The following is a 15722-nucleotide window of genomic DNA, read 5'->3' as shown; positions in this document are numbered from 1 at the left end:
CTCGTACCACCTTTCTGGAGAGAACCGATGACGGACACCCAGGCGGCGACCATCCCCGCGCCGGCGCCCGCCCCGGACCGGCAGCCGCTGCTCCGGGTGACCGGCCTGACCCGGCACTTCCCCATCCACAGCGGCCTGATGCGGCGCCAGACCGGCGCCGTCCGGGCGGTCGACGGCATCGACTTCACGGTCAACGCCGGTGAGACCCTGGGCGTCGTCGGCGAGTCCGGCTGCGGCAAGTCGACCATGGGCCGACTGGTCACCCGGCTCGACGAGCCGACCGCCGGGAAGATCGAGTTCGAGGGCACCGACATCACCCACCTGGGTGTCGGGGCGATGCGGCCGCTGCGCCGCGACATCCAGATGATCTTCCAGGACCCGTACTCCTCGCTGAACCCGCGGCACACCGTCGGCACCATCGTCGGCGCGCCGTTCCGGCTGCAGAAGGCCGAGCCCGAGGGCGGGGTCAAGAAGGCCGTCCAGGAGCTGCTGGAGCTGTGCGGGCTCAGCCCCGAGCACTACAACCGCTACCCGCACGAGTTCTCCGGCGGCCAGCGCCAGCGCATCGGCATCGCCCGGGCGCTCGCCCTGCGACCCCGGATGATCGTCGCCGACGAGCCGGTCTCCGCCCTGGACGTCTCCATCCAGGCCCAGGTGGTCAACCTGCTCGACGACCTCCAGCGGGAGCTCGGCCTGACCTACCTGATCATCGCGCACGACCTCTCGGTGGTCCGGCACGTCTCCGACCGGGTCGCCGTGATGTACCTCGGCAAGATCGTCGAGATCGCCGACCGGGACTCGCTCTACCGCGCCCCGATGCACCCGTACACCACCGCGCTGATGTCGGCCGTCCCGGTGCCCGACCCGCGCCGGCGCCAGAGCGGCGGGCGCGAGCGGATCCTGCTCAAGGGCGACGTGCCCTCGCCGATCAACCCGCCCAGCGGCTGCCGCTTCCGCACCCGCTGCTGGAAGGCCCAGGAGATCTGCGCCACCCAGGAGCCGCCGCTCGTCGCGGCGACGGCCGGCCACCAGGTGGCCTGCCACTTCCCGGAGAACGCCGTCACCGGCGACGGGGCGCGGGCCTCCGCCTGACCGTGCGGTCGGAGGGGAGGGCCGGCCGGGTCACACTGGTGCGGTGACCTCGCAGATCTTCCCCTCCGACGTGCAGCAGTCGCTGGACCTCGTCGGCATCTTCGTCTTCGCCCTCTCCGGAGGGCTGCTCGCCGTCCGCAAGAACATGGACATCTTCGGCATCTGCGTCCTCGCCGAGGTCACCGCGCTCGGCGGCGGAGTGATGCGCGATCTCGTCATCGGCGCCACCCCGGTCGCCGCGTTCAGCAACCTCGGCTACTTCAGCACCCCGCTGCTCGCCGGCCTGGTGGTCTTCTTCCTGCACCCCGAGGTCGAGCGGATCAACCGCGCCGTGCAGACCCTCGACGCGCTCGGCCTCGGCCTGTTCTGCGTCACCGGCACCGCCAAGGCCCACGACTACGGGCTCGGCGCGGTCTCCTCGGTCGCCCTCGGCATGGTGACCGCCGCCGGCGGCGGCGTGATGCGCGACGTCCTGGCCGGCGAACTCCCCTCGCTGCTGCGCTGGGACCGCGAGATCTACGCCGTGCCGGCCCTCGTCGGCGCCGCCCTGGTCGCCGTGCTGATCGCCCTCGACAGCCTCACCGCCGCCACCGGCACCGCCGCCGCGCTGACCGCGTTCATCCTGCGGATGCTCGCCCTCAAGTACGGCTGGCGCGCGCCGCGGGCCTGGCACCGCAACGGTTCTCGCACCAGCGAGGAGTAGGCGAGCCGCCGTACGCCAGCGAGACCGCCTCCGCGGTGCAGAGCAGCTCCGGCACCAGCCGCAGCAGCTCGGCCGACGGCATCCGGTCGGCCGGCGCCGAGATCGCGCAGGCCGCGACCGCCCGCCCGTCGCTGCCAGCCACCGGCGCCGCCACGCAGGTGACCGCCTCCCGGTGCTCGGCCGACTCCGCCGCCCAGCCCCGGCCGCGCACCGCCGCCAGATCGGCGGCCAGGGCGTCGGCGGCCCGGTCGTCGGCCGTCGCGCCGGCCGGGGGCAGCCCGGCCAGCAGCACCCGGCCGATCGCCGTCCCGGCGGCCGGGGCCCGCCGCCCGATCCGGGTCGGCCGCCCCGGGTCGGTGCTCCAGCGGCCGGCCAGCTCGTCCAGGTACAGCACCTCGTCGTCCTGCAGCACGGCCAACTGCACGGTGCAGCCGCAGCGCTCGTTCAGCGCGGCCAGGTACGGGGCGGCGACCTGCCGGACGTCGATCTCCTGGAGCGCCCGCTGGGCCAGCGACAGCACCCGGCCGCCGACCCGGTAGCGGCGGTCGGACAGCCGGTGCACGAAGCCGTGCTCCTCCAGGGTGCGCAGCAGCCGCAGGGCGGTGGACTTGTGCACCCCGATCGAGCCGGCGGCCTGCTCCAGGGTCACCGGTCCGTCGCCGAGCGAGCCGAGCAGGGTCAGCGCCCGATCGACCGACTGCGACATTGCGCTCCCCGTTCCTGGTTCCGACCGGGCCGCGGGCAGGGGCCGTCGCGCCGGGTGCTGGTGGCCGTCGGGCCGCTCGGCGGTGGCCGTCCGGCCGCGCGGCGATGGCCGTCGGGCCGCTTGGTGGTGGCCGTCAGGCTAACCGTTCGGGGGCCGCATTCCGTAGCGGGGCTGCCCCGAGGGGCACCGTCCCGGTGACCGCCGTCCGGTGGCCGGATCGGTGCGGTGCGCCCGGCCGCCCCGGGCACGCCGGTCCGGTGCGGGCCGGAGGGCCACTACAATCGCATGGTTATGCCATACCTGGACCATGCGGCGACCACGCCGATGCTGCCCGAGGCGATCGCCGCGATGTCGGCACACCTGGGGGTCGTCGGCAACGCCTCCTCCCTGCACGCGGCCGGCCGCCGGGCCCGCCGGGTGGTCGAGGAGGCCCGCGAGTCGCTCGCCGAGTCGCTCGGCGCCCGGCCCAGCGAGATCGTGCTCACCGGTGGCGGCACCGAGTCCGACAACCTGGCGGTCAAGGGCCTGTACTGGGCCCGCCGCGGCGCCGACCCGGCCCGCACCCGGGTGCTGTGCAGCCCGGTCGAGCACCACGCAGTGCTGGACGCCGTGCACTGGCTCGCCGAGCACGAGGGCGCCACCGTCGACTACCTGCCGGTGGACGCGCTCGGCCGGGTGCACCCGGCGGCGCTGCGCGAGGCGATCGAACGCGACCCCGCCTCGGTCGCGCTGGTCACCGTCATGTGGGCCAACAACGAGGTCGGCACCGTCCAGCCGGTCGTCGAACTCGCCGCCGTCGCCGCCGAGTACGGCATCCCGATGCACGCCGACGCGGTGCAGGCGCTCGGCCAGGTGCCGGTCTCCTTCGCCGGTTCCGGACTCACCGCGCTCACCGTCACCGGCCACAAGATCGGCGGCCCGTTCGGCATCGGCGCGCTGCTGCTGTCGCGCGGCGCGACGCCCGTCCCGCTGCTGCACGGCGGCGGCCAGGAGCGCGACGTCCGCTCCGGCACCCTGGACGCGCCCGCCGCCGCCGGCTTCGCGGCCGCCGCGGCCATCGCCGTCGAACGCCGCGAGGAGCACGCCCTCGCCCTCGGCGCGCTGCGGGACGAACTGGTCGCGACCGTGCTCGCCGCCGTCCCCGACGCGGTGCTCAACGGCGACCCGGCGGGGGAGGGGCGGCTGCCCGCCAACGCGCACTTCTCCTTCCCCGGCTGCGAGGGCGACGCGCTGCTGATGCTGCTCGACGCCCGGGGCATCGAGTGCTCCACCGGCTCGGCCTGCTCGGCCGGCGTCCCGCAGCCCAGCCATGTGCTGCTGGCGATGGGCGTCGACCCGCTGCTCGCCCGGGCCTCGCTGCGCTTCTCGCTCGGGCACACGTCCACCCGCGAGGATGTCACCGCCCTCGCGGAGGCCATCGCCCCGGCCGTCCAGCGGGCCCGCAACGCCGGACTCGCGGCCGTCCGGCGCTGAAGCCGGAAGGCTGACGGGCCGAGTACCGGAAGGCCGTCCGGCCGAGCGCCGGAACCCCGGCGGAATGCCGGGCGGCACCACGTACGCTTGTTGTCATCATGACTGACTTCCCGGGTGCCCCGACCGCTCCGTCCACCACCGGCCGCCTGCGTGTGCTCGCGGCGATGTCCGGCGGGGTGGACTCCGCCGTCGCCGCGGCCCGCGCGGTCGAAGCCGGCCACGAGGTGACCGGTGTGCACCTGGCCCTGTCCAGCAACCCGCAGTCCTTCCGCACCGGCGCGCGCGGCTGCTGCACCATCGAGGACTCCCGGGACGCCCGCCGCGCCGCCGACGTGATCGGCATCCCGTTCTACGTCTGGGACCTCGCCGAGCGCTTCCGCGAGGACGTCATCGACGACTTCGTGGCCGAGTACGCGGCCGGGCGCACCCCCAACCCGTGCCTGCGCTGCAACGAGAAGATCAAGTTCGCGGCGCTGCTGGACAAGGCGGTCGCCCTCGGCTTCGACGCCGTCTGCACCGGCCACTACGCCCGGATCGTCGACCTGCCGGACGGCACCCGCGAACTGCACCGCGCCGTCGACGCGGCCAAGGACCAGTCCTACGTGCTCGGCGTGCTCGACGCCGACCAGCTCGCCCACTCGCTCTTCCCGCTCGGCGACACCACCAAGGACGTCATCCGCGAGGAGGCCGAGCGGCGCGGCCTGGCCGTCGCCAAGAAGCCCGACTCGCACGACATCTGCTTCATCGCCGACGGCGACACCCAGGGCTTCCTGGCCCGCCACCTCGGCACCGCCACCGGCGACATCCTGGACGTCGACGGCACCAAGCTCGGCGAGCACGACGGCGCCTACGGCTTCACCATCGGCCAGCGCAAGGGCCTGCGGATCGGCCGCCCGGCCGCCGACGGCAAGCCCCGCTACGTGCTGGACATCTCGCCGGTGAACAACACCGTCACCGTCGGCCCGGTCGAGGGCCTCGACGTCACCGGCCTCACCGCGATCCGCCCCCGCTGGTGCGGCACCGAGCCCCTGGCCGACGGCCGCTACACCGCCCAGCTGCGCGCCCACGGCGAGGAGGTCCCGGTCAGCGCCTCGGTCACCGACGACACCCTCCGCGTCGACCTCGACACCCCCGCCCGCGGCATCGCCCCGGGCCAGGCCGTGGTCCTCTACGACGGCACCCGCGTCGTCGGCTCCGCCACCATCGCCACCACGGAACGCCCGGCCGTCAACGTCTGAGGACGAGAGGACCGCATGAGCTTCTACGAGCAGCACCGCGACTTCGTCGAGGAGCTGGAGCGGATCGCCCCCGAGGGCGTCCGGATCGAGTGGTCCGGAGACACGCTGACCATGCAGGCGTCGCCGTCGAACATCCACCAGCTCAACATCGCCCAGGTGCGCCGACAGTTCGAACGGCACGCCCCGGACGGGTACCTCCCCAGTGAGCGAAGTGAGATCGTCAGCCCGGACGTCTCCAAGGGGCGTGAGCCGGACCTCACCTACCTGCCGGTGGAGGTCCTCTCCGAGCCGGGCAACCGGGCCCCCGCGGCCGAGGCGCTGATCGCGGTGGAGATCGTGTCGCCCTCCAATCCGGGCAACGACTGGATGGACAAGCTGCACGACTACGCCGTGATGCGGATCCCGCTCTACCTGATCGTGGATCCGCGCGAGCGGACGGTGACGCTGTTCTCCGAGCCCGACCACGACCGGTACCACACCCGCACGGACCGGAAGTTCGGCGACGGGATCGGCATTCCGGAGCCGTTCGGCTTCACGCTGGACCTGGCGGTGCTCGTCCCGTACAAGGACTGAGCGGCGAACAAACCCGGTGAGCGGGGGTGCGGGGGCGTGATAGACCGGGAGGCACTATGAATATCTGTGTCTTCTGCTCCGCGTACTCGCTCGACGACCGCTACTCCGTCCCCGCCGCCGATTTCGCCCGGCTGCTCGGGGAGGGCGGGCACACCCTGGTGTGGGGCGGGTCGAACGCCGGGCTGATGGGGCTGCTGGCCGACGGGGTGAAGGCGGCCGGGGGGCGGCTGGTCGGGATCTCCGTCGAGTTCCTGAAGCACAAGGCGTACGACGGGGCCGACGAGCTGGTCACCACCGCCGACCTCGCGGAGCGGAAGGCGAAGCTGCTGGCGCGCGCGGACGCGGTGGTGGTCCTGGTCGGCGGGCTGGGCACCCTGGACGAGGTCACCGAGGTGCTGGAGCTGAAGAAGCACGCGCTGCACGACAAGCCGGTGGTGGTGCTCGACACCGAGGGCTTCTACGCCGGGCTGCGCACCCAGCTGGAGCGGATGGACGCCGAGGGCTTCCTGCCCCGTCCGCTGGGCGAGCTGATCACCTTCGCCGACACCCCGGCCCAGGTGTTCGAGCAGCTCAAGGGCTGAGAGGATCACGGTCATGGCCTCTCATCTGATCACTGGCGCCGGCTCCGGCATCGGCGCCGTCCTCGCCGCCCGTCTCGCCGAGCGCGGGGACGAGCTCTGGCTGCTGGCCCGCGACGCCCGCCGCGCCGCCGAGCTGCGCGAGCGCTTCCCCGGCGCGCGGACCCTGGTCGGCGACCTCGCCGACCCGGCGAAGCTCTCCTGGGCCCTCGGGCACCAGGCGCCGCCGGTCGAGCTGGACTCGCTGCTGCACGTGGCGGGCGTGGTCGAGCTGGCCCCGGTCGGCGAACTGCCGGTCAAGGCCTGGCAGGAGACCCTGAACGTCAACCTGGTCGGCCCCGCCGAGCTGACCCGGCTGCTGCTGCCCTCGGTGCGGCTGGCCAAGGGCCATGTGGTGTTCGTCAACTCCGGTGCCGGGCTGCGGGCCGGCGCCGACTGGTCGGCGTACGCGGCGAGCAAGCACGGGCTGCGCGCCCTCGCCGACTCGCTGCGGCTGGAGGAGCACGGCAACGGCGTGCGGGTCACCTCGGTGTACCCGGGCCGCACCGCCACCGCGATGCAGGTCAAGGTGCACCAGCAGGAGGGCCGGGTGTACGACGCCGGCCAGTGGATCGAGCCGGAGTCGGTGGCGAAGGCGATCCTGGCGGCGCTGGACGCCTCCCGGGACGCGGAGATCACCGACATCACCGTCCGCCCGGGGCGGTAGGAGGTCCACGAACGGGGCGCCGACAGGTCCGGCGCCCCGGCTTTTCGGCGGCGGAACCGTGAAGGCGCGAAGGTCGTCCTCGGTTTCGTCCGTTCGTCCTCGGCCTGTCCGGGTGCAGAGGATTGACATGTTGTCAGGCCGTCGGCCTGTCAGGGGGGTTCCATGTCCAGAATTCGCACAACACTTGCGGTCGGCGTGACGCTGCTCGGAACGGTCGGCCTGCCGGCCGTCGCGACGAGCGGCGCGCAGGCGGCCGCCACCACGCTCTACGTCAACAACGCGGCCAACGCCGCCTGCGCCGACGACGGCGCGGGCACCCAGGCCCAGCCCTACTGCACGGTGGCCGCCGCGGCCGCCGCCGCCCGGCCCGGTCAGACGGTCCAGATCGCCGACGGCAACTACGTCGAGCCGGTGACCGTCGACCACTCGGGCACGGCCGGGGCACCGATCACCTTCCGCGGCCCGACGCCCGGACAGCCCGCGCCGTACAACTCGGGCTGGGCCTACCTCGGCACCTCCGACAAGCCCAGCGGGGGGCTCACCGTCAAGGGGGCCCAGTACGTCCGGTTCGAGCTGCTGAAGGTCACGACCGGACCGCAGGCCGCGGCCGTCGTCGTCGACGGCTCGCGCGACGTGTCCTTCTCGGAGGTCGGCCTGGCCGGCGGCCCGGCGCTGCGGATCACCAACGGCTCCGAGCGGGTCAGTGCCGTCCGCAGCGGCCTCTCCGACGTCACGGTGGACGGCGGCTCGACCGGGACCCTGCTCAGCACCAACACGGCCGGCTCCGTCCGGGTCGACGGCGCCCCGGGCACCGTCGTCGTGAGCAACACCCTCGGGGACTGCTCGAAGGGCCTCGTCCTGACCGGCGCCTCCGCCGGCACCACGGTCGAGAACAACGTCATCAACACCGTGAACGAGCGCGGCGACCGGTGCGACGCCGGCACCCCGGCCGTCGGCATCACCGTCGACCGGAGCGCCACGGCCGGTCTGAAGCTCGACTACAACGTGGTCGACTCGCGCAGCGGGTCGCCCGCCTACGACTGGGCCGGCACCGGCTACACGGACCGGGCGGCCTTCACGGCGGCCAGCGGACAGGGCGCCCACGACTTCGTCGAACCCACGTCCAGGGACGCGCGGAACCGCCCCGACGCGCCCAAGCACCAGTTCGACTCGGCCGACGAGAACGCGCCCGGCATGCTGACCGTCGACCTCAAGGGGAACACGGCGCAGGACGACCCGACGGTGCCCAACACCGGCACCGGCAGCGGAATCCGCGACCGGGGCGCGTACGAGGACCGGACCGGCGGCAGCGCGTACACGCCGGTGGGCCCGGTGCGGCTGCTGGACACCCGGGAGGCGATCGGGGTCCCGCAGGCGCGGGCCGTGGCGCCGGGGGAGACGATCAACCTGCCGGTCACGGGCGTGGCCGGGGTGCCGGCCAACGGTGTGACGGCCGTGACGATGACCGTCACCGCGACCGAGCCGACGCGGGACGGCGACCTCGCGGTGCGCCCGTTCGGCTACGCCTGGTCGAGTCCCTCCTCGATGATCGACGAGAGGGCGACCACCTCCACCCTGAACTGGGTCGCGGGCCGGACGGTCCCGAACCAGGTGACGGTGCCGGTGAAGGACGGCAAGGTGTCGTTCTACAACCACTCCGGCGGCACCGTGCACGTGATCGCCGACCTGGCGGGCTACTACAGCACCAAGGGCGCCCTCTTCCAGCCGCAGGACCCGGTCCGGGTGCTGGACACCCGGGAGCCGATCGGGGTGCCGCAGGTCCAGGCCGTCCCGGCCTTCGGCACGCTGGAGCTGCCGGTCGCGGGCGCGGCCGGGGCCACGGCCGTGACGATGAACGTGACGGTCACCGAGCCGGAGCAGGAGGGGCACCTGACCGTCTACCCGCACGGTGACGCCGCGCCGAACACCTCGAACCTGAACTGGACGGCGGGCCGGACCGTGGCCGGCCTGGTGACGGTGCCGGTGAAGGACGGCAAGGTGTCGTTCTACAACCACTCCGGCGGGACCGTGCACCTGGTCGCCGACCTGGCCGGCCACTACGGCGCCGACGGGCGGGCCGCGTTCTACCCCTCCGGCCCGTCGCGGATCATGGACACCCGGGAGTACTGGAGCCGCCCGCAGTACCGCTTGCCGGCTGTCGTTCCGGCCTGGGGTTCCGTCACCGTCTACCCGGCCTGGGGCAGCTACCCGGCCGACGTGACCCTGAACGTCACCGTGACCGAGCCGGGCGCCGCGGGGCATCTCAAGGCGTACTCGGCGGGCAGCCCGAACGACACGTCCGTCCTCAACTTCGCGCCCGGCGACACCGTCGCCAACCAGGTAGTGGTGCCGATGAAGAACGGCAGCGACCAGGTCACCTTCTACAACGCCAGCGGCGCGCCGCTGCACCTCGTGGTCGACCGCTACGGCGTCGAGCGCTACTGACCGGTCCCACCCCGCCCCACCCCGCGGCCCCGGCGCCGAGCATCCGTGCTCGGCACCGGGGCCGCGGCCGTGCCCGGGGCGTGCGGGTGGAGTGCCGGCCTCCGCGGTTCGGGGGCGGCCGCCCGTGGCATCATCCGTGCGTCCTCCGGGGCCGACCGGGACCGGAGGACGGGACACGGCAACGGGCCCCGGGCCCGTCAGGGGGAGTGCCATGCACAGAGTCCGAACCGGAATCCGAACGAGAATCCGAACCTCGCTGGTCGTCGGCGCGACACTGCTCGGGGCGGTCGGCCTGCCGGCCGTCGGCGCGGGCGGTGCGCAGGCCGCCGTCACCACGCTCTACGTCGACAACACCGCGGCCGGCTGCGCCGACGGCGGCCCCGGCACCCGGAGCGTCCCGTACTGCCATGTCGCCGCCGCGGCGGCGGTGGCCGGGCCGGGGCAGACGGTCGAGATCGCCAGGGGCGAGTACGAGGAGACCGATCTGACGATCACCCGCTCCGGTACGGCCGGGGCGCCGATCACCTTCCGCGGCCCGTCGCCGTACGAACCGGGCTACGGCGGCAGCGCCGTGATCGGCTCCTCGGCCCACCCCGGCGGCGGCCTCACCGTCCGGGGCGCCCGCTACGTCGTGTTCGAGTACCTGGAGGTCGAGGCGGCGGCCGGACGGCCGGTCGTGCTGGCCGACGGGGCGCGGGACGTCTCGTTCACCGGGGTCAGCGGCAGCGGCGGCACCGGCGTGCGGGTCACCGGCGGTTCCGAGCGGGTCCGTTACGCCCGGGCCAACCTCCGGGGCGCGCAGGGGCCGGTCGTCACGGTGGACGGCGGTTCGACCGGGACCGTCGTCAGCACGAACAACATCGTCTCCAGCACCGGCGAGGACCACCCGGCCGTCCTGGTCGACAGCGCCCCGAACACCGTGGTGGTCGCCAACAGCACCCTCGGGTCCTGCTCCCCGGGCATCGTGCTGACCGGCGCCTCGGGCGGGGCCACGGTCGAGAACAACGCGGTCAACGCGGGGCGCGACATCGATTCGCCGTGCGACACCTGGAGCTACATGGCGACCGGCATCACGGTCGCCGCGAGCGCCGTCGCCGGGACGAGGGCGGACTACAACGTCGTCGACCCGCGCAGCGGCGGCGCACCGTACAAGTGGGCCGGTGCCGAGTACGCCGACCAGCCGTCGTTCACGGCGGCCAGCGGTCAGGGCGCGCACGACTTCGTGTCGCCGACGACCTTCTGGCGGGGGCCGGACCGGCCGCTCAACCACCTGATCGACTCGGCCGACGAGAACGCCCCCGGCATGCTCGCCACCGACCGCCAGGGCAAGGCCCCGGTGGACGACCCGACGCTGCCCAACACCGGTACCGGCCACGGCACTCGGGACCGGGGCGCGCAGGAGTTCCTCGACGTGGGCAGCGCGTACACGCCCGTGGGCCCGGTGCGGCTGCTGGACACCCGGGCGCCGATCGGGGTGCCGTCCGCGCAGGCGGTGCCGGCCGGGGGGACGCTCGACCTGGCGGTCACGGGGGTGGCCGGGGTCCCGGCGACCGGTGTCACCGCGGTGACGATGACCGTGACGGCCACCGGTCCGACGCAGGACGGCGACCTCGCGGTGTACCCGCACGGCCAGGACCGGCCGGGCGCCTCCACCCTCAACTGGGTCGCGGGCCGGACGGTCCCGAACCAGGTGACGGTGCCGGTGAAGGACGGCAAGGTGTCGTTCTTCAACCACTCCGGCGGCACGGTGCACCTGATCGCGGACCTGGCGGGCTACTACAGCCCGAAGGGCGACCTCTTCCACCCGCAGGGCCCGACCCGGGTGCTGGACACCAGGGCACCGATCGGGGTGCCGTCGGCCCGGCCGGTCGCGCCGAACGGGACGCTGGAGCTGCAGCTGACCGGCACCGCCGGGGTGCCGTCGACCGGCGTCACGGCGGTGACGGTCAACGTCACCGTGACCGACCCGGGCGACGACGGCCATCTGACGGTCTACCCGCACGGTGGCGCGGCGCCGGACACCTCGAACCTGAACTGGACCGCCGGCCGGACCGTCGCCAATCTGGTGACGGTGCCGGTGAAGGACGGCAAGGTGTCGTTCTACAACCGCTCCGGCGGCACGGTGCACCTGATCGCGGACCTGGTGGGCTACCACAGCGCCGAGGGCCGGATCGCGTTCTACCCGGGCGGGCCGACCCGGGTCATGGACACCCGCCTGGACTGGGGGCGTCCCTACTACCGCCCGGCGGGCACCGTCCCGGCCTGGGGCTCCCTGACCGTCTTCGCGAACGGGGGGATCTACCCGGCCTCGGCGACCCTGAACGTCACCGTGACCGAGCCGGGCGCCGCGGGCCACCTCACGGCGTACCCCGGCGTCGGCCCGGTCCCGGACACCTCCACGCTCAACTTCGAGGCCGGGCAGACCGTCGCCAACCAGGCCGTGGTCCCGGTCGATCCGACCAGCAGGACGGTCGTGCTCCACAACGCCAGCGGTGCGCCGGTGCACCTCGTGGTCGACTCCAGCGGCAGCGAGAGCTACTGACCGTCACCCGGTCCGCACCCTCCGGCGGCCCCGTACCGAGCCTCCCGCTCGGTACGGGGCCGTACCGGTGGGACGCCTGATGACGGGTCGGCCACCCTGTGGAATGATCCGTACGCCCTCCACCTCCGCTCGGTGCGCAGGGCCGGAACCGCGGCCTCCGGCCGCGACTCACAGGGGGAATTACCGTGTCGAAAGACATCGCCAGATCCCGCATGTCCAGAACCCGTACCGCGCTGGCCGCCGGCCTGACGCTGGTCGCGACGGTCGGGCTGCCCGCCGTCACGACGGGCGGCGCCTCCGCCGCCGCCGGGTCGCTCTACGTCGACCACGCGCCCGGCGCCAACTGCAGCAACTCCGGCAGCGGGACCAAGGCGCAGCCCTTCTGCACCGTGGCGGCCGCCGCGGCCGTCGCCTCCGCCGGCCAGACGGTGGAGATCGCCTGGGGCACCTACAACGAGGACCTCGTGATCACGCGGTCCGGCCGGCAGGGCGCGCCCGTCGTTTTCCGTGGTCGGCCCCGTGACGACGCACCCCAGAACGCGGCGATGATCGGCAACATCGAAACCCCGTCGAAGGGCATCACGGTCAGGGGAGCCGAGTTCGTCGAGTTCGAGAACCTCGTTGTGCTGAACGGCGGCCGGACGCCGAGCGTGACGGTCGAGGGCGCGAAGCAGGTGAAGTTCACCGCGGTCGCCGCGGACGGTGCCCTGCGGATCACCAACGGCTCCCGACAGGTCACCTTCGCCCGCGGCAGCCTGAACGGTGGCTACGGCATGCCGGCGATCACCGTCGACGGCGGCTCCACCGGGACGGTGCTGACCACCAACTCGGTCTCCACCGGCAACCAGGGCCGGCCGTCGGTCCTGGTCGACGGTGCGCCGGGCACGGTCGTCGTCAGCAACTCGATCTACGCCGAGTGCGTCGTGGGCATCGCGCTGGACGGGGCCTCGGCCGGCGCGGTGGTCGAGAACAACGTGATCGACACCGCGCGTGCACAGAGCGGCCGCTGCGCCGACATCGCGGCGGCCACCGGCATCGTCGTCGCTCCGACCGCGACCGCCGGCACCGTCGTGGACTACAACGTGGTCGATCCGCGCAGCGAAGCCGCGCCGTACCGCTGGGCCGACACCGAGTACCCGAGCCGGCCCGCGTTCACCGCGGCCACCGGTCAGGGCGCGCACGACTTCGTGGCGAAGGTCCACGAACCCCACAGCCTGGACGGGCCGCAGTCCGCGTCCGTCGACTCGGCCGACGAGACGGCCCCCGGGATGCTCCCGGTGGACAGGACCGGTACCGGTCCCGCCGACGACCCGACGGTGCGCAACACCGGTACCGGCAAGGGCTACCGCGACCGCGGCGCCACCGAGAGCCGGGACTTCGGCAGCGTCTTCACCCCCGCCGGCCCGGTCCGGCTGCTGGACACCCGGGAGGCCGTCGGCGTCCCCGGCACCGAGGCCGTCCCGGCCTTCGGCCAGGTGGACCTCAAGGTCGCGGGCGTGGCCGGCATCCCGGCGAGCGGGGTGACGGCCGTGACGATGAACGTCACGGTGACCGGCCCGACCGAGGACGGGCACCTCCGGGTCTACCCGCACGGTGAGGAGCGCCCGGACACCTCCAACCTCAACTGGACGGCCGGCCGGACCCTCGCCAACCAGGTGAACGTCCCGGTGAAGGACGGCAAGGTGTCGTTCTACAACCACTCCGGCGGCACCGTGCACGTGATCGCCGACCTGGCCGGCTACTACGGCGCCCAGGGCGACCTCTTCCACCCGCTGAGCCCGTCCCGGTTGCTGGACACCCGCGAGGCCGTCGGCGTCCCCGGTACCGAGGCCGTTCCCGCGGGCGGCACGGTGGACCTCCAGGTCGCCGGTCTGGCCGGGGCTCCCCTCGACGGGGTGACGGCCGTGACGATGAACGTCACCATGACCGACCCGACCGAGGACGGCCACCTCCGGGTCTACCCGCACGGCACCGCGCTGCCGCAGACCTCCAGCCTCAACTGGACGGCCGGCCGGACCGTCCCGAACCTGGTCACCGTGCCGGTGAAGGACGGCAAGGTGTCCTTCTACAACTCCTCCGGCGGCACCGTGCACGTGATCGCCGACCTGGCGGGCTACTACAGCGCCGAGGGCCGGCTCACCTTCACCCCGGTCGGCCCCTGGCGGGCCATGGACACCCGCCGGGATGTCAGCACCGGGTGCTGCGTGCGCCCGGCGGGCACCGTCGGGGCCTTCGACGCGCTGGATGTGGAGATCTATGTGCCGAACATCGCCGCGGCGACCCTCAACGTCACCGTCACCGAGCCCGGCACCGACGGCCACCTGATCGTCTACCCGGGCGACGAGTTCATGCCGGCCGTCTCCAACCTGAACTTCCAGGCCGGGGAGACCGTTGCCAACCAGGTGGTGGTGAAGGTGAACGCGGCGCACATCACGATCCGCAACGCGAGTGCCGCTCCGGTCCACATCGTGGTCGACATCTTCGGCACCCAGAGCTACTGAGTCACCGACCTCCCGGCCCCGGCGGCACCCGCCGCCGGGACCCGGCACCGACGGCCCCGTCACCGAGCCCCGCGCCCGGTGCCGGGGCCGTCGGCGTTCCCGACCCCATAGGCTTCGGCCGTGAGCAACGGACTTCCCTTCCCCGACCTGGTCGGCGCCGCCACCGGCGTCGGATCGCTGCCCGGCACCGACGCCCGGGAGGCCGCCCGGACCTCCACCGGCGCGCTGGAGCACCTGCCGTTCCTCCCCGAACTCCCCGCCCGCGGGCCGGGCGCCGACATGATCGGCCGTTCCGCCGGCCTCCTGGTCGAGCTGTTCGCGCAGACCGAGCCGAGCGGCTGGCGGTTCGCCGACCGTCCGGGCCGGGACACCCGGCGGGCGCACTCCTGGCTGGGCGAGGACCTCGACGCGATGGAGGAGTTCACCCAGGGGTACACCGGCGCGCTGAAGGTGCAGGCGGTGGGCCCGTGGACGCTGGCCGCCTCGATCGAGCTCAAGTACGGCGAGAAGGCGCTCGCCGACCCCGGCGCCTGCCGGGACATCGCCGGTTCGCTCACCGAGGGCCTGCGCCGCCACCTCGCCGAGGTCCGCCGCCGGGTGCCCGGGGCGGAGCTGGTGCTCCAGCTCGACGAGCCCTCGCTGCCCGCCGTGCTGTCCGGCGAGGTGCGGACGGCGAGCGGGTTCCAGCGGCTGCGCTCCGTCGACCGGCAGCTCGCCGAGGAGGCGCTGCGGAACGTGATCGGCGCCCTGGACGCACCCGTGGTGGTGCACTGCTGCGCCCCCGGGGTGCCGCTGCCGCTGCTGCGCCGGGCGGGAGTCGCCGGTGTCTCGCTGGACTTCTCGTTGCTGACCGAGCGTGAGGACGAGGAGTTCGGCGAGGCGGTCGACGCGGGCACCGTGATCCTCGCGGGCGTCGTCCCCTCCACCGAGCGGGCGCTCGCTCAATCAACGGCACTGTCGGACCCGGCCGGTAGTGTCCAGGGTGTCAGGGCGTTGTGGCGCAGGCTCGGGTTCGCCCCCGAGCTTCTCGGCCGCCGTGTACTGGTGACGCCGACCTGCGGGCTGGCCGGGGCCTCCCCGGACCACGCGCGCCGGGCGCTGTCACTCAGTGTGAACGCGGCCAGGAGCCTGGTGGACAACCCGGAATGAGAGATTGACGGAGGGC

The 15722-nt window shown here is 73.6% G+C and carries 12 protein-coding genes; 11 read left to right on the top strand and 1 reads right to left on the bottom strand.

Annotated features, from left to right (window positions below; all coding sequences use genetic code 11):
- The first annotated feature begins 27 nt into the window (after positions 1–27).
- Both IF01_RS0108685 and IF01_RS0108680 read left to right on the top strand, forming a co-directional pair.
- Positions 28–1092, top strand: a complete 1065-nt coding sequence (locus IF01_RS0108685) for an ABC transporter ATP-binding protein (protein WP_030392715.1) — start codon at positions 28–30, stop codon at positions 1090–1092.
- Positions 1093–1135: 43 nt separating this feature from the next.
- Positions 1136–1795 carry a trimeric intracellular cation channel family protein gene (locus tag IF01_RS0108680; RefSeq protein ID WP_030392714.1) on the top strand — a complete coding sequence of 220 codons (660 nt, stop codon included), beginning with the start codon at positions 1136–1138 and terminating at the stop codon, positions 1793–1795.
- On the opposite strand, the gene IF01_RS0108675 is transcribed toward IF01_RS0108680, so the two are convergent.
- Positions 1731–2501, bottom strand: coding sequence for an IclR family transcriptional regulator (locus IF01_RS0108675; protein ID WP_030392713.1), 771 nt, complete (start codon positions 2499–2501; stop codon positions 1731–1733). The two genes, IF01_RS0108680 and IF01_RS0108675, sit on opposite strands and share 65 nt — an antisense overlap.
- A gap of 291 nt (positions 2502–2792) precedes the next feature.
- Between IF01_RS0108675 and IF01_RS0108670 the strand changes: the two genes are divergently transcribed.
- The 9 genes from IF01_RS0108670 to IF01_RS0108625 all read left to right on the top strand — a co-directional run bounded on the left by IF01_RS0108670 (position 2793) and on the right by IF01_RS0108625 (position 15706).
- Positions 2793–3974, top strand: coding sequence for a cysteine desulfurase family protein (locus IF01_RS0108670; protein WP_030392712.1), 1182 nt, complete (start codon positions 2793–2795; stop codon positions 3972–3974).
- A gap of 98 nt (positions 3975–4072) precedes the next feature.
- A complete protein-coding gene (gene mnmA / locus IF01_RS0108665) occupies positions 4073–5212 on the top strand; it encodes a tRNA 2-thiouridine(34) synthase MnmA (RefSeq protein WP_030392711.1) in 1140 nt (379 codons plus the stop codon).
- 15 nt (positions 5213–5227) lie between these two features.
- Complete coding sequence (locus IF01_RS0108660) at positions 5228–5785, top strand: Uma2 family endonuclease (protein ID WP_030392710.1); 558 nt, start codon at positions 5228–5230, stop codon at positions 5783–5785.
- Positions 5786–5841: 56 nt separating this feature from the next.
- Positions 5842–6366: an LOG family protein gene (locus IF01_RS0108655; RefSeq protein ID WP_030392709.1), complete on the top strand. Its 525-nt coding sequence runs from the start codon at positions 5842–5844 to the stop codon at positions 6364–6366.
- Between the two features lie 13 nt (positions 6367–6379).
- Positions 6380–7069, top strand: coding sequence for an SDR family oxidoreductase (locus tag IF01_RS0108650; RefSeq protein WP_030392708.1), 690 nt, complete (start codon positions 6380–6382; stop codon positions 7067–7069).
- A gap of 195 nt (positions 7070–7264) precedes the next feature.
- Positions 7265–9514, top strand: a complete 2250-nt coding sequence (locus IF01_RS41465; protein WP_037779403.1) for a right-handed parallel beta-helix repeat-containing protein — start codon at positions 7265–7267, stop codon at positions 9512–9514.
- A 211-nt stretch (positions 9515–9725) separates the two neighbouring features.
- Positions 9726–12056: a hypothetical protein gene (locus tag IF01_RS41460; RefSeq protein WP_037779401.1), complete on the top strand. Its 2331-nt coding sequence runs from the start codon at positions 9726–9728 to the stop codon at positions 12054–12056.
- 212 nt (positions 12057–12268) lie between these two features.
- On the top strand, positions 12269–14557 hold the full coding sequence (locus tag IF01_RS44945) for a right-handed parallel beta-helix repeat-containing protein (RefSeq protein WP_063764174.1): 2289 nt from the start codon (positions 12269–12271) through the stop codon (positions 14555–14557).
- 120 nt (positions 14558–14677) lie between these two features.
- Positions 14678–15706 carry a methionine synthase gene (locus IF01_RS0108625; RefSeq protein WP_094745499.1) on the top strand — a complete coding sequence of 343 codons (1029 nt, stop codon included), beginning with the start codon at positions 14678–14680 and terminating at the stop codon, positions 15704–15706.
- The last annotated feature ends 16 nt before the right edge of the window (positions 15707–15722 follow it).

Source organism: Kitasatospora purpeofusca (genome assembly GCF_000718025.1).
GTDB lineage: Bacteria > Actinomycetota > Actinomycetes > Streptomycetales > Streptomycetaceae > Kitasatospora > Kitasatospora purpeofusca.
This window is presented reverse-complemented; position numbering and strand designations above follow the sequence as displayed.

Excerpts from the sequence above, each read along its gene's own strand:
- IF01_RS0108685 (WP_030392715.1), top strand. The coding sequence starts at position 28 with ATGACGGACACCCAGGCGGCGACCATCCCCGCGCCGGCGCCCGCCCCG.
- IF01_RS0108675 (WP_030392713.1), bottom strand. The coding sequence starts at position 2,501 with ATGTCGCAGTCGGTCGATCGGGCGCTGACCCTGCTCGGCTCGCTCGGC.
- IF01_RS0108670 (WP_030392712.1), top strand. The coding sequence starts at position 2,793 with ATGCCATACCTGGACCATGCGGCGACCACGCCGATGCTGCCCGAGGCG.
- mnmA (WP_030392711.1), top strand. The coding sequence starts at position 4,073 with ATGACTGACTTCCCGGGTGCCCCGACCGCTCCGTCCACCACCGGCCGC.
- IF01_RS0108660 (WP_030392710.1), top strand. The coding sequence starts at position 5,228 with ATGAGCTTCTACGAGCAGCACCGCGACTTCGTCGAGGAGCTGGAGCGG.
- IF01_RS0108655 (WP_030392709.1), top strand. The coding sequence starts at position 5,842 with ATGAATATCTGTGTCTTCTGCTCCGCGTACTCGCTCGACGACCGCTAC.
- IF01_RS0108650 (WP_030392708.1), top strand. The coding sequence starts at position 6,380 with ATGGCCTCTCATCTGATCACTGGCGCCGGCTCCGGCATCGGCGCCGTC.
- IF01_RS41460 (WP_037779401.1), top strand. The coding sequence starts at position 9,726 with ATGCACAGAGTCCGAACCGGAATCCGAACGAGAATCCGAACCTCGCTG.
- IF01_RS44945 (WP_063764174.1), top strand. The coding sequence starts at position 12,269 with ATGTCCAGAACCCGTACCGCGCTGGCCGCCGGCCTGACGCTGGTCGCG.